The organism is Stieleria bergensis (genome assembly GCA_007745635.1).
In the GTDB taxonomy this organism is placed as follows: domain Bacteria; phylum Planctomycetota; class Planctomycetia; order Pirellulales; family Pirellulaceae; genus Stieleria; species Stieleria bergensis.
In genome coordinates, this window is record CP036272.1 from 5,757,148 (window position 1) to 5,771,488 (window position 14,341).

The window sequence follows — 14,341 nt, forward strand, 5'->3', positions numbered from 1 at the left end:
TGTTTTGCGGGGGGTGGCTTCTCAATTAAGAGGGATTCGTCCAAATGGCGATTAACTTGAGCGAACGAGCTGCGCAAGAAGTCAAAAGATTCCAGAAAGAACACAATTTCGGCGAAGACACCGCACTTCGAATCGGCATCTCGGCCGGCGGTTGCAGCGGGTTTGAGTACCGTGTGACCTTCGATCAGGATTACGACGAGCAAAAAGACTCCAAGTACGAATTCCACGGTGTGAACGTGGTCGTGGACAAGAAAAGCGCTCTGTATCTAGACGGCACCACGGTCGACTGGTACGAGAGCTTGGAAAAACAGGGTTTCACCTTCGAAAACCCCAACGCCGTCAAATCTTGCGGTTGCGGTAGCTCCTTCCAAGCCTAAGTGTCGCTTGCGAAGTGTCGCTGCTGGCGAAACTAATGATCGGGCTGGTCCGCTTTTATCAGCGTTGGATCAGCCCCCTGAAACCACCAAGTTGCCGTTTCTCGCCGACCTGCAGTCAATACGCAGTGGAGGCGATTCGAAATCGCGGCCCCTTGGTGGGTTTCTATTTGGCGATCCGCCGAATTCTTAAGTGCCATCCCTGGCACCCCGGTGGTCATGATCCGCCTCCGCCGCCCTCCCAACGCTAGACGCTTAGCCAACAGTGCCAGACGCTTAGCCAACAGCACCCTGCCTGCCATCCGCCAAGGCTGTCTGGTCACCGCCGATCGGGGCATTTTCCCCGCATTTCGGGGTGAAGTTTTTTCGGTTTTGTCTGGATTTAACGGCAACCTTTGACTCTGCTAAGAATCTAACTTGTGCGGTCATCCCGCCCGATTTTTTGGTGACAACCGCTGTTCCTTTGGCGTGCAACCTGGCGACGCCACCGCTGCAGCAACCTGCGGAGCTGTTGATAACGACACGCTCCCGGGCGTCCCCAAACCACTCGGCTTCGATGACTGGGACAACAGACGACTGTTTCATTGAGGTCGATCTGCAAGTGGGGAAAATCGAGTGCGTCCAATGTCTGGTAGCGCATTCAGCAAATCACATTTGACTGGAACACCAAGCTGCCAGTGGTCGCCTCGACTGCTGCGTCCGTTGTCTGTGTCGAATGGATTGGGCATCAACCAAACCAGCTGACCGAGGCAGAACTGTTCCAACGCCACCGCGTCTGCTCCCTAACTGGAAACCAGCCATCACCTGTTCCGGTGGCAACGTCTAGCGAAGGGGTAGCGGTTGTGAGGGATTTTCTCCATCGACGACTGTGGAAATGCCGAATGCCCACTTCAGACCCGGGGATTGCTTGAAAAAAGCGGTTCCCAGATTGTGCTGAAACAGTCACCCCACGGAAACGTTGCCGGATCGCTTCTCCCAAAAGCCATTCGGCTGGCGACAACCGGGCAGTTCATCGACGAGCTGCCTTCCCCACTGTGACAGCTCCTAGCCCCAAATTTGACTTGGAATACCGATGCCCCAAGGTCGCGATTCTCGTAAGCAGCGTGCTCGTCTACGTCGTCAATCTCGTCGTCAATCCGTTGGCGGTTGCTCGATCAAGAGCCTGCCCACGCTTGAGCAGCTTGAGCGCCGTCAGTTGCTCGCCGGTGATTTACTCAGTGAGCCAGTGGTCGACACCACCCCGGCAGTGATCTCGCTGCCCACTGGATCCTCGATCGCTTCGCAAACCGGCGTGTCCCACGACGACAATGCGCTTCCGGTCGTTGGCCAGGCCGAGGGCGAAAGCGTCGCGGACTTGGTGCAGTTCGCCAAAGACTTGGACGCTGCGGGCGTGATCTTTTACGGTGCCGAATGGTGCCCGGCTTGCTCGAATCAAAAAGCACTCTTTGAAGACGGTGCCGAGCTGTTGCCCTTCGTCGAAGTCACCAACCCTGATCGCTCTGCCGGCCAGATTGCCATCGACAACAACATCACCCAGTATCCGACGTGGGAGTTTGCCGACACCACACGAGCGACTGGTGTGCTGACTTTGGATGAAATCAGCACGCGAAGTGGTGTTGCGATTCCAGTGTCGCAATCGCCCATCTTTAAAGACATCGGCGATCAAACGGTCCTGATCGAATCACCGCTGCACATCCCCATCGACGGCTACGATCCCAATGGCGATCCACTGTCGGTGACGGTCACGGTAGCAGATCCATCGCTTCTTGAAGCCACGGTGCTGAGCGGCAATCGCTCGATCCGGATCGACATGGAAACCTATGGCGACATGGTCTTCGAACTCTATGAACAGCGCGCTCCTGCGGCGTCTGGTCGAGTGATCGAGTTGGCCGAATCGGGCTTCTATGACGACATCATTTTCCACCGCCTTGTCGACAACTTCGTTATCCAGGGCGGCGATCCAACGGGGACAGGATCTAGCGGATCAAACCTGGGCAATTTTGACGACGACTTCCATCCCGATTTGCAGCACAACCGCAGTGGTGTCTTGTCGTTCGCCAAGTCTTCCGACGACACCAACAATTCGCAGTTCTTTATCACCGAAGTGCCCACGCGGTTCCTGGATTACAACCACAGCGTCTTCGGTCAGATCGTCGAAGGTGACTACGTTCGCGAAGCGATCAGCGAACATGCAATCAATGGCAGCGATCGTCCCACAACTGACATCGCCATCAACACGATTGAAGTGTTTGATGACACCGAAAACTCGGTGATCATGCTTAAAGCAACCGGGGCCGGCGTGGGCTCGACCGATGTCACCGTGACTCTCAGCGACGGTGATGGCAACACGTTTAGCGAAACCTTTCAGGTTGACGTCAATAACGACACCGCCAACAGCCAGCCTTACTTGAACCCGATCACGCCGGCGGCCAACTACCCCAACACTCAGCCTGCTGAACTTCAGCTCAGTTCAACGGACATTGAAGGCGACGCGCTCACCTACACCGCCACCGTCGTTTCGGGTTCGTCCAACGCCACTGCATCGATCTCGCAAGATGGCTTGCTGACGGTCACGCCGGCCAACAATTTTGAAGGAACCGTGACGGTTCAAGCGGTTGTCCGCCCCGGCCCAGGTGTGGTCGGCAACAGCAACTCGGACTTTGACTCACAACTGTTCACGTTTGAATTCGAGGGCGAGCAAACGCTGGCAACGCCGACGGGCCTGGATCTGCTGGCTCAGTCCGATAGCGGTGAGAGCGACGTGGATAACACGACCCGCGATGGCTCGCTACACTTTGTGGTCGAAGGCGTCACTGCTGGGGCCACCGTCCAGCTGGTGAACGTTGCCACGTCGACCGTGATTGGCCAGGCAGTTGCCTCGGGATCCACCGTCACCATTACGACGACAAACATCGCGGCTCTCGGCGATGGCAGTTACAACCTGGCCGCGCGACAAATCGATGGAAACGCCGTCAGTGACTTGTCGACAAACCTAGCGTTGACCTACGACTCAACGGCTCCAGAATCTTCGGCCGCCTCAGCTGTGAAAACAGCCAACGTTGGCCAGCAGTATCAAACGGACTTGATCAATGCCGAAGAAGGAGCCATTACATATTCGCTCGCGCAAAGCCCCAGCGGCGCGACCATTGACCCCAGCACCGGCGTGATCACCTGGACGCCCACACAAGCAGATGTTGGCGACCAGACCTTCACGGTCGACATCGCCGATATCGCTGGAAACGTGCAAACCGATACGTTCACCGTTGCCGTGGGTGAAGAAGCAATCGTCGAGATTCGCTTGGAACTCACCGACCTGAACGGCAACGCAATCAGTCAAGTGAACGTGGGCGATGAATTCCTATTGCGAATGGTTGCCGTGGACTCACGCCCCATCGCTGCCCAACGCCAAGGTGTCTTCTCCGCGTACGCAGACATCCTGTTTGATGCCAACATCATTCAAGCAGCCAATGGCGCGACGATCGAGTTCTCTGATGACTTCGGCATCGTTCGCTCTGGCACCCTTTCCAGCGGACTGATCAATGAACTGGGTGCGGCCACGGCCAACATCACACCGAGTTTCGAAGAAGAGGCACTGATCGCGTCGCTACGCATGCAGGCCGTCGCCGCCGGGCAAGTCAATGTGATGGCCGAAAGCGCTGATTCTGACGGCGCCGAGGTCCTGCTCTATGGACTCAACAACGAAGTGCTTCCTGCCGAGATCTTCTACAACTCGGTGACTCTGAACGTGGGCGCGGACTTCACCGCCAACGACGACTCCGTCACCGTTGACGAAGATGCGTCGGCAACCACGATTGACGTCTTGGGCAACGACGTCATCAATGGCAGCGGCAGCTTGTCGGTCATCTCCGTCACGCAACCTGCTGAAGGCGGATCGGTCACCCTGTCCAACGGAACGGTTTCCTTCACGCCAGCGGCGGACTTCTTTGGCAGCACCGAGTTCACCTATCGCGTCGGTGATGGCAGCGGTGCTCAAGACATTGCGACCGTGACTGTCACCGTTACCCCACAGAACGATCCACCGACCGGCGTCGGCGACACCTTCAACGTCGACGCAGACAGCACCGATAACGTCTTGGACGTTCTGGCAAACGATCTTTCCGATCCAGATGAGACAGAAACGTTAACCGTCGTTGCCGTTGGCTCGACCAGCGAAGGCGGCACGGTCACAATCAGCAACAATGACGACGCCGTCCTCTACACTCCACCGGCCAACTTTACCGGAACGGACACGTTCACCTACACCGTCAGTGACGGTTCGCTAACAGAAGACGTTTCCGTCACAGTGACCGTTGCCAGCGCCGACAACGCGCCGACCGCCGTTACTGACGCCTTCACGCTTGACGAAGACACCGCAGAGACTGCATACGACGTGCTGCAAAATGATCAGCAAGACGTCGACAGCCAGTCCTTCCTGATCCAACACGTCGGAGTCCCCAGCGAGGGAGGCTCGGTGAATGTCAGCAATGATGGCCTGACGTTCTTCTATGAACCAGCAACCGACTTCTTCGGCACCGAGACCGTGGTGTACACCATCCGCGACACCGGTGGCGGACTTTCCGCAGCAACCATCACCTTCACCGTTGAAGCAGTCAACGATGCTCCACCGGTGCTAGACAAGAACATGCAACTCAGCAGCGGTGCCAGCCAAAGCGTGGTCCTGCAACAAAGCGAATTGCCGGACAACGTCGATGGTGACAGCGAAGCCTTGACGCTGGCCGTTGTGACGAACACCTCCGCCGGCGGCACCGCCAGCGTTAATGGCAATGGTGAAATCGTTTACACGCCGCCAAGTGATACCTTCACCGGCACGGACACGATCAGCTACACCGTTGAAGACGCCGACGGAGCAGTTAGCACTGGAACCATTACCGTGGTGGTCGACGACTTTACCACCCGCTCGATTCGCATCGCACTCTACGATCAACAGGCTGGACTGATCAACGCCACAGTGCGTCTGACCGGACAAGACAGCGTGGGCAACGATGTTGACCTGGAAGCCAGCCAAGACGGCAACACCCTGCTGTTTGCCGACGTCCTGCCCGGCCAATACGAAGTCACGATTCCAGCGCTGCCGTTCCTGATCGGTGGTGAGGAACCTCAAGTGTTCCAAATCGACAGCGCTCCTGAAGACGGCGATGTCGAACTGGAAGCCAACTTGGGAAAATTGCACCCCGCTTACATTTCGATTCGTGACTTCCTGGGCTCGCGTCCACGCCAGTCGCTGTTGGTTGCCGTTCGCCCCGGTGAAGATGCCGTCCTGGTTCAACCTTCAGCCCAATCTTCACAGTCAATCACTCAAGCCTCGGTTTCGCTTAGCAGTGACGCCGGCAATCTGTCCATTCGAGGTCGCAATGGTGACGGTCAAGATTCGGCAACCCTAACGGGCAATGCGGACACCTCTGAAACCGACATCGTCAGCCCACGCGGCCAAGTGGGTGAATTGCGTTTGTATCGCGTCAACGTTGATAGCGAGGTGATCAGCTACAACGTCGACACCGACTCAGCAGGCTCGACGGGAGCCGAAGGCGAACAAGTCAGTTCGCTGACGCTCGATGGCGCCGGTGAAGGCGAGCAAGCGATCAATGTTCCCGTGGAAACGGAAAACGGTCCGGAGGATGCGGATGTCGATCCGATCGACGGCACGCTCTTACTGAACGATGCCCTGAATGGCGAAGGGGAAGCGGTTGCCGAAGCTGGCAGCGAGACCGATTCCAGCGACGCCAACCGCTCCTCAGATGACGCCGACGAGTCATCGACAGGCGATGCTGAAGACGTTTCGGAGGCCGAACCGAGCGGTGGCAGCTTTTGGGCTCGGGCCCTCGCCAAGCTCCGCGGACAGGTTTGAGCCGAGTTTTTTCCGCAAAATCGCGAAAAATCGCCTGTTTTTCTGAGCCGCAAACTTTGCCCGTTCGGAAGCAATGATGTGGAGATTTGCAAGCGAGATCCCGGCCAAGCGGGGTGAAAAAGGTGGAAAAAGGCCGTTCCAAAGCACTTTTTCCACCCCTTTCGGCCCCTCAAGAGCCGTTTTTGGCCCTCCGAGCCGTTTTTGCATGCAGGGCACTCCTGCAAAACCCCGCAAAAAACCGCCTACAAAGCGTTCAAGCCGGGTTGCAACAACCTTTTTCACTGCATAACACTTTGGCCGTCAGACATTGATGCGGGAATTCGTCGCGATTCCCGGAAATTCAGCAATCAGCTTTTAGTAAAGGTTTCTTCAAATGGCTAAAGCTCCGCCTAAGGCTCCCACCAAGACTCAGATCATCACCAGCATCGCCGAGTCGACCGAGTTGTCCAAGAAGGAAGTCGCCGCCGTCTTTGACGCGTTGTCAGATGCAATCTCCCATGAAATGGGTCGCAGCGGTTCAGGCCAGTTTACGGTTCCTGGTCTTTGCAAGATCGTCCGCAAGGATGTTCCAGCAAAACCAAAACGCAAAGGTCGTAACCCATCGACTCAAGAAGAGGTTTGGTTCCCCCCCAAGCCTGCGAGCAAGAAAGTTGTCATTCGCCCTCTGAAGGGTCTGAAAGACATGATCTGATTCGGTGACTCGAAACAGATGATGAATGATCAATCGCGGCAAGCTTCGTAAGGAGCTTGCCGTTTTTTTATGCCGACAGCGAAGCCAGCCAACGAGCCGCCTCTGCCAGCTACCTCTGTCAGGCACCTCTGCTAGGCCACTCAATCGCCTGTCACGCCACTGGTGGCGATCGATGACTGCTGGGGAGGCAATTCAAGCAACGTTCCCAGCGGGCTCTGCGTGCCTGCCAGCGGGCTCTGCGTGCCTGCCAGCGGGCTCTGCGTGCCTGCCAGCGGGCTCTGCGTGCCTCCCAGCTGCTTGCGAGTTCAGATCCCCTGGCAATTCTGACAAAGAATCGAGTCTCCAGCCCGTCTGATCACTGCCGTTGCCTGTCCCTTGACCTACAATGAGGCTTCGCCGGTGAGTATCGAATCGCCGGCAAAATCTCACTCGCCCCACCCTCGCCACGACGATGCCTGCCATGAAAAGACGTCAGTTTCTTCAGCAAACCTCCGCGATCACTGCTGCCAGCTTAGCCGGTGGCGTTTGGACACAGACGCAAGCCGCTGCTTCGACCTCGGCCAATGAAAAACTCAAGATCCTTTGTGTCGGCACAGCGAACCGTGCCCGAGCGAACATTCAAGGCGTCCAAGGCGAAGACCTTGTCGGGATGTGTGACGTCGACACCAATTTCCTGGATCGTGCCAAAGCAGACTTCCCGTCGGCAAAACTGTACCAGGACTATCGCGAAATGATTAGCGAGATGGCCGATAAAGCCGACGCGATCGTTGTCGCCACGACCGACCACCAACACGCCCCGGCGTCGATTCGAGCCATCAACGCCGGCCTGCACTGTTACTGCGAAAAGCCGTTAACACACACTGTCAGCGAAGCGCGCATCTTGACCGAAGCTGCCAAACGCAAAGGCATCGCCACGCAGATGGGCACCCAGATTCACGCAGGTGACAACTACCGCCGCGTGGTTGAAGCCGTGCAAGCCGGTGCGATCGGAGACATCAATGAAGTGCATGTCTGGGTTGGCAAAGGCTGGGGTGGTGGCGACCGCCCGGTTGGATCGGACCCTGTCCCCAAACACCTGGACTGGGACCTGTGGTTGGGACCTGCTCCCGAACGGCCTTATAAAACGGGACGCTACCATCCAGCGCAGTGGCGACGCTGGTGGGATTTCGGCCAAGGGACCCTAGGTGACATGGCCTGTCATTACATGGACCTGCCGTTCTGGGCTCTGGAACTCAAGCATCCCACCACGATTGCTGCCGAAGGTCCTGAAGTGCATCCGGAAACCTGCCCCTTGGGCCTGAAGGTTTTCTACCAATTTCCCGAACGCAAGTCAGCGGCAACCGGCGAGCAACTGCCCGGCGTGAAGCTAACTTGGTACGACGGCAACATGACACCCAAGACGGTTGCCGGTCGCAAGGTCCCAGGCAGTGGCGTCATGTTCATCGGCAGCGAAGGCATGATGTTTGCCAACTACGGCAGTTTCAAACTCTACCCAGAAGAAAAGTTTACAGACTACAAGCCGCCAGCCCAAACGATCCCCAAAAGCATTGGGCATCACCAGGAATGGATTCAGGCCTGCAAGACCGGCAGCCCGACGACCTGCAACTTTGATTACTCCGGTGCGTTGACGGAGTCGGTGCTGCTGGGCAACATCGCCTATCGAACCGGCAAAACCGTTCAATGGGATGCCAAGTCGTTGCGTTCACCAAACTGTCCCGAAGCCGACGCTTTGGTCAGCAAAGAGTACCGCAAGGGCTGGGAAGTCGCCGCGGACACCACGGCTTAAACGCTGCTGGCAATCATCGAAAAGTCATCTTGAAACGCACCTGTGAACTTTGCTTCGCAGGTGCGTTTTTCCTGCGCTATCCACCTCCTCTGAAACTGAGTACTAACGGACAATTTGAAGTTCGACCATGTGCTCCTGCCCCGTTGTGAGCAAAGCTTGATTGGAACGAATCGATGGACTCTTTGCTCATCGCAACTCCAATTCAACTTGACCTTCGAGAGCAGCAGGAACTTGAAATGACTCAAACCAGCAAACGATTGGCCCACATTGACCATCATGAGTCACGCCTCTACCACATGGTCAGTGGCACCGGAACCGAGCATGAAACCCTTCACCCTTATGACCCCCATCACATTCGATCTCATCTGACTGAACATGCTTCGCAGTCGCACTACCAGGGCCAGCGGGCACCCGAGGATCCCCAGTATTACGCGGCCATCGCCAAATCATTACAGAACGCTGACGAGATCATTCTTATGGGTGAGGGGCACGGTCACTCGAATGCTGCAATGCAACTGACGAAGTACCTCGGCAAGCACGCTCCGGAGACATTAGATCGTGTGATCGCTGTTGAATCGCTGAGCAAACATCATTCCACAGAGAAGCAGTTACTGGCACGCGCCCGGGCAATCTTTCGCTTACATCACACTCCCCCGGCTACGCCGGCTCCGAAGCTGACGCGTGAAGCGATTGATCCAGAACGGTGGATCGATTTCTGTGCCACCTTCTCCAATGGCAATCATGGACGTCGCGTGTCCATGTTACTTTCTGGCGGACGAATCTCGCCAAGTGAATTGATGCATGACCAGCCCTTCTTTTCACTGGCCTATGACACGCCTGGCAAAGGTGATCACCTAGACATTTCCGTTGGCGCCGATGAAGTTGACTACATGCACGTGTTCAACCACCCTGCAAAGATTTTTCAATGGAAGTTACCCGACGGCGAAGTTGCGATCCTAGAAGCAATCGACAGCCAAGGTGTCGTCTGCAATCTGAACTTTACGGGCTAACTCTTTTTGCTCTTTCGCAAGTCTCTGATGTGATCCTGGGGCTGCCTTCTGGCCCCAAGCGTGCCACAATCTAACGTGTCTGTCTAACGCTCTGGCAGCCCATTTGACGACTCATTGAGAGTCGTGTTTTGACTCGACAGGAACTTGTCACACCATGCGAATTCTGCACTCCCCGATGTGTTCTTTTGGTTTCGTTTCCAGCCTCCGCCTGCTGGTCTGCTTGGCCGTGCTGCTGCCTTGCCACAATGTGATCAGCGACGAAGGCATGTACTTGTTCAATGAACTGCCCACGCAACAGTTAAAGTCGCGACATGACTTTGTTCCCAGCCAACAATGGGCTGACAGTTTGCGACTGTCGTCGGTTCGATTCAATAGTGGCGGCTCCGGCTCATTTATCTCCAGCGATGGTCTGGTCTTGACCAACCATCACGTTGCCAGTGACACGCTGCACAAGTTAAGCACGCCCGAACGAAACTTGATCGAAGACGGTTTCCTTGCCAAAACGATCGGCGACGAATTGCAGGCTCCCGATCTGGAGCTCAATCAACTGGTCTCCATCGACAATGTCACCGATCGCATCAACGCAGCAGTCACCAGCAAAGACGATCCCGAAAAGGCTGCCACACAACGCCGCGCAATCGTCGCCGAGATCGAACAAGAGTCGACAGAGAAGACTGGCTTGCGAAGTGATGTTGTGACGCTCTACGGTGGTGCTCAATCTCACCTGTATCGATACAAGAAATACACCGACGTGCGTTTGGTCTGGGCACCAGAGACTGCCGCCGCGTTCTTTGGCGGTGATGCGGATAACTTCGAGTATCCCCGGTTCTGCATGGATGCGACCATCATGCGTGTCTATGAAAACGGTAAACCAGCCAAGCTCAAGAACTTCTTGCGTTGGAGTGACAAACCCGTCAGTGACGGACAACTGGTTTTCGTCAGTGGAAACCCAGGTCGCACGCAGCGGATCTACACGGTCGATGCCTTGAAGTATCTGCGCGATCATCGTATGCCCTATGTGTTGAACTACCTTCGTCGCAAGGAAGTCCTGCTGCAACAGTTTGGCCTGGGCGGGGAAGAGGATGCTAGGCGTGCTCGTGATGGCTTGTTTGGAATTCAAAATGGTCGTAAAGCGTACACTGGAATGCTTGCCGGTCTGCAGTCACCGCAAACCATTGCGGCCAAACAAGAACAGCAAGACAAAGTGCTGGCATCGCTCAATGCCCAGGACGCCACAAGCTTGCGCGCTGCCTTTGCAGAGATCGCTGACGTCCAGCAAGCACGCGCCAAACTGCTCAAGCAAAGCGTCACCTTTCGCAGCCGATACTTTGATCTTGCCCTGTCGATTTTGCTGCTGGCCAAAGAAGATGAAAAGCCAAACCAAGATCGCTTGAGCGAGTTCACCGATGCAGGCCGCGACTCTCTGCTACAAGACCTGCTGAGCACGGCACCCATTTATCGTGACCTGGAACGCGTCAAACTGGCCGATGAACTTGCCCGCTTTGTTGAAGCTCGCGGTGGCGACGATCCGCTGGTTGTGCAAACGCTGGCTGGCAAAGGCCCACGTGAGCGAGCCGCTGAACTGATCGACGGCAGTGAATTGGATGACGTTGATCGACGGAAGAAGTTCGTTGAATCCAACGCCAAGACGCTTCTGGACAGCAATGATCCAGTCATTCAGCTAGCGGCGGGATTAGAAGACGAATATCGCCGCATCCGCAATCGGAACGAATCGCTGGATGAGCGACAGCGTCAAGCCTACGCGACCATCACTCAACTGACCAATCAAGCGATGAGCGGCGAGAGTTATCCCGACGCCACCTTTACATTGCGACTGGCATTTGGCTTGGTCAAACCCTATCAGCAAGACGGACAAACGATTCCCATCGCAACTAACTTTGCTGGCGCTTTCGAACATGAGACACGCCATGCGGGGCAGAAAGATTTCAAGCTTCCCCAATCATGGCACGACGCCAAAGAGAAGCTGAACGATTCAACTCAACTGAACTTTGTTTGCACAGCCGACATCATCGGCGGCAACAGTGGTTCGCCAGTGGTCAATCGCCAAGGCGAACTGGTTGGCTTGATCTTTGACGGTAACATCCAGAGTCTCACCAGCGATTACCTTTACAGTGATCGTCAAGGACGCGCCGTAAGCGTTTCCGGGGTTGGCATTTTGGAAGCCTTGCGCAACGTTTACGACGCCACAGAACTGGCTGATTCGATTGGTCATTGACGCCGTCGAAGTAGACGCCGTCGAAGTAGACGGCTCAGGGTGCGGTGACTGGACCGCGCCCTGCGAGAGCTGAACTTGGCAGGTGCGCTGACGCTGGCATGAACCCCACTGGGGACACCTTTTTGCCGGCCCAATCAAATTTTCGGCGGCATTGCGTGCTCTCCACCCTGTGGACCTCGCTCTTTGGTAAAAATCCGGTCAATTTTTCCCTTGATTCCTCTCAGTTGTGGAAAACCGACAGCCGATCGCTTATACCAGTGTCCTACTTTGCCTTCCCGGCCCGATGGTTAGAAATTTGACGTGTTCGCCAAATTCAATCACTGGGCCATCCTCGACGATTCGCCGCTTCGCTTTGCGGAGCCACAGTCGGCGGTGATGCGGCGGCAAAGTGATTGCCCTGGGACCCCATAGGGTTCTCGTTGTTCTTATTGAAATCACTCCTGGAGTCACACAAACATGCGAATCCGAATGCTCGGCGCTGCTGCTTTGGTTGCTGCTGCCACCATGATCAGCTTGCCAACGCTCTCAGCAGAAGAAGACAAGCCCAAGTTCACCACCAAGCAAATCATGAAGGAAGCCTTCAAGGGCCCACTTCTGAAGAAAGTTGCCGCTGGCGGAAGCAAAGAAGACGCCAAGAAGCTACACGAAATGTTGGTCGCCCTGGCTGCTAACGAGCCCAAGAAGGGTAGCGAAGAAAGCTGGAAGAAGCTGACCGGTGCGTTGGTTGCAGCAGCAGAAGGCGTTGTCGAAGGCAAAGACGGTTCAGCGGCTGCACTGAAAAAAGCTGCCAACTGCAAAGCCTGCCATAATTCGCACAAATAAGCAGCCGAGCGTTGATTCGCTTGCAGGTGTTGTCTCGCTAACAGCTAGCGACTGGGAACGCCCCATTTAAAGAACAAGCCAAGTCACCATGAACAGCGTTCAGGTGACTTGGCTTTTTTGATTGACTGATTCAGTGTGTCAATTGGTTAGGGCTTAGCCCATTTCAATTTCATAACCACTGCGATACTCGCGGCCCAAGAAGCGATTGGCTTGATCGTCGCCCACGATCTGCTCGCTCTTGCTGTCCCACTTGAGAGAACGTCCCAGGCGAGCACTGATACCGGCCAGGTGGCAGATGTTCAGCATTTGCATGTGGGAATGAACATCGCTGATCGGATCCTTGCGTTCCTTGGTGCAGTGCAAGAAGTTTGCCCAGTGTGCGGATCGCTCATTGCGTTCCATCGGCATGTTCTTGTAGACCTTGGCGATGCTGTCTTCGGCCAACGGATTGTCCTTCAAGGCGTCCACGGGAGCACCGACCAGTTTGCCACGATTGACAAAGATCTTGCCTTTGTCACCAGTGATCAAGATCCCGTTGTCGGTATCGTTCCGGATGATCATTTTGGTTCCGTTGGCGTAGTCCACTTGGAACTTGAACGCGGTCGCGGTGTTGTAACGATCGTTCTGCACAGCAACGCCGTCTTTGAAATCAACCGGATGCGTTGCACTGCCACCGATTCCGATAGGGCCGGTTGTTTGGCCGTTCAGTTGCAGTGCCCAGTTACAAATGTCCACGTGGTGAGCGCCCCAGTCCGTCAACTTGCCCCCACTATACTCATACCACCAGCGGAACTCGTAATGGCAATTGGTGTTTCCACGGCGCCCGTTTTTGCTGATCGCTCGATAATCCACTTTCGGTGCAGGTCCCAACCAGCGGTCCCAATCAAGTCCAGCGGGAACGTCAGCAACCGGGATCGGTGGACTGGTCGGTGCGCCACCGATTGCCGCTTGGACTTCACGAATCTTGCCGAGTCGTCCTTCGGCAACAATCGCCATGGCTTTGACAAACAAGTGGAACGTACTGCGTTGCTGGGTTCCCACTTGAACGACGCGGCCGGTTTCTTTTTGAACCTTGCGAATTAACTTGCCTTCGTCAATGGTCAACGTCAGAGGCTTTTCGCAGTACACGTCTTTGCCCGCCAACATTGCTTCAATCAACGGCTTGGTGTGCCAGTGATCAGGGGTGGCAATGTGAACGACATCAATGTCTTTGCGATCCAGCAGTTCACGATAGTCGTGGTATTCGGCGGCTTTGCCTTTGCTAAGCCCCTGATTGGTGCCTTTGCGTCGACCTTCATCCACATCACAAACAGCGACCACGTCAAGCCAGTCACGAGCGGAGCGCATGTTGCCATTGGCCATGCCACCGCAGCCAATCACACCGATGGCGATACGATCATTCTTGCTTTTGGTTTCATCAGCCAAGGTCTTGGCTTGGGAAAAGTGATAGGGAACCGCGACGGCGGCCGTCGCCGCTGCACCGGTCTTTAAAAACTGACGCCGTGGCGTACCGGCAGAATTACCAGAAGGTTGAGGTTGCTTTTGCATAAGTGACC

9 protein-coding genes are annotated in these 14,341 nt (G+C 55.7%); 8 read left to right on the forward strand and 1 reads right to left on the reverse strand.

The features are described 5' to 3' along the window. Window positions 1-44 precede the first annotated feature (44 nt). From SV7mr_RS20190 to SV7mr_RS20225, 8 genes are all read left to right on the forward strand, one after another. Window positions 45-377, forward strand: a complete 333-nt coding sequence (locus SV7mr_RS20190; protein WP_145276100.1) for a HesB/IscA family protein — start codon at window positions 45-47, stop codon at window positions 375-377. Between the two features lie 35 nt (window positions 378-412). Continuing rightward, window positions 413-625, forward strand: coding sequence for a membrane protein insertion efficiency factor YidD (gene yidD, locus SV7mr_RS20195; RefSeq protein ID WP_419187671.1), 213 nt, complete (start codon window positions 413-415; stop codon window positions 623-625). 821 nt (window positions 626-1,446) lie between these two features. Further along, a complete protein-coding gene (locus SV7mr_RS20200) occupies window positions 1,447-6,240 on the forward strand; it encodes an Ig-like domain-containing protein (protein WP_145276102.1) in 4,794 nt (1,597 codons plus the stop codon). Between the two features lie 373 nt (window positions 6,241-6,613). Continuing rightward, complete coding sequence (locus tag SV7mr_RS20205; RefSeq protein ID WP_145276104.1) at window positions 6,614-6,931, forward strand: HU family DNA-binding protein; 318 nt, start codon at window positions 6,614-6,616, stop codon at window positions 6,929-6,931. A 460-nt stretch (window positions 6,932-7,391) separates the two neighbouring features. After that, window positions 7,392-8,717, forward strand: coding sequence for a Gfo/Idh/MocA family protein (locus tag SV7mr_RS20210; RefSeq protein ID WP_419187672.1), 1,326 nt, complete (start codon window positions 7,392-7,394; stop codon window positions 8,715-8,717). A gap of 173 nt (window positions 8,718-8,890) precedes the next feature. Beyond that, window positions 8,891-9,727 (forward strand): DUF5335 family protein, encoded by an 837-nt coding sequence (locus tag SV7mr_RS20215; RefSeq protein WP_145276108.1) that lies wholly within the window; start codon window positions 8,891-8,893, stop codon window positions 9,725-9,727. Window positions 9,728-9,881: 154 nt separating this feature from the next. Then, a complete protein-coding gene (locus SV7mr_RS20220) occupies window positions 9,882-11,963 on the forward strand; it encodes a S46 family peptidase (RefSeq protein ID WP_419187673.1) in 2,082 nt (693 codons plus the stop codon). A 456-nt stretch (window positions 11,964-12,419) separates the two neighbouring features. Further along, on the forward strand, window positions 12,420-12,785 hold the full coding sequence (locus SV7mr_RS20225) for a hypothetical protein (protein ID WP_145276112.1): 366 nt from the start codon (window positions 12,420-12,422) through the stop codon (window positions 12,783-12,785). 153 nt (window positions 12,786-12,938) lie between these two features. Here SV7mr_RS20225 and SV7mr_RS20230 read toward each other — a convergent pair whose 3' ends face one another. Next, entirely contained in the window at window positions 12,939-14,333 is a 1,395-nt protein-coding gene (locus SV7mr_RS20230; protein WP_145276114.1) for a Gfo/Idh/MocA family protein, read from the reverse strand. Between the last annotated feature and the right edge of the window lie 8 nt (window positions 14,334-14,341).

Coding starts and splice junctions, on each gene's coding strand:
- SV7mr_RS20190 (WP_145276100.1), top strand. CDS start 45: ATGGCGATTAACTTGAGCGAACGAGCTGCGCAAGAAGTCAAAAGATTC.
- yidD (WP_419187671.1), top strand. CDS start 413: ATGATCGGGCTGGTCCGCTTTTATCAGCGTTGGATCAGCCCCCTGAAA.
- SV7mr_RS20200 (WP_145276102.1), top strand. CDS start 1,447: ATGCCCCAAGGTCGCGATTCTCGTAAGCAGCGTGCTCGTCTACGTCGT.
- SV7mr_RS20205 (WP_145276104.1), top strand. CDS start 6,614: ATGGCTAAAGCTCCGCCTAAGGCTCCCACCAAGACTCAGATCATCACC.
- SV7mr_RS20210 (WP_419187672.1), top strand. CDS start 7,392: ATGAAAAGACGTCAGTTTCTTCAGCAAACCTCCGCGATCACTGCTGCC.
- SV7mr_RS20215 (WP_145276108.1), top strand. CDS start 8,891: ATGGACTCTTTGCTCATCGCAACTCCAATTCAACTTGACCTTCGAGAG.
- SV7mr_RS20220 (WP_419187673.1), top strand. CDS start 9,882: ATGCGAATTCTGCACTCCCCGATGTGTTCTTTTGGTTTCGTTTCCAGC.
- SV7mr_RS20225 (WP_145276112.1), top strand. CDS start 12,420: ATGCGAATCCGAATGCTCGGCGCTGCTGCTTTGGTTGCTGCTGCCACC.
- SV7mr_RS20230 (WP_145276114.1), bottom strand. CDS start 14,333: ATGCAAAAGCAACCTCAACCTTCTGGTAATTCTGCCGGTACGCCACGG.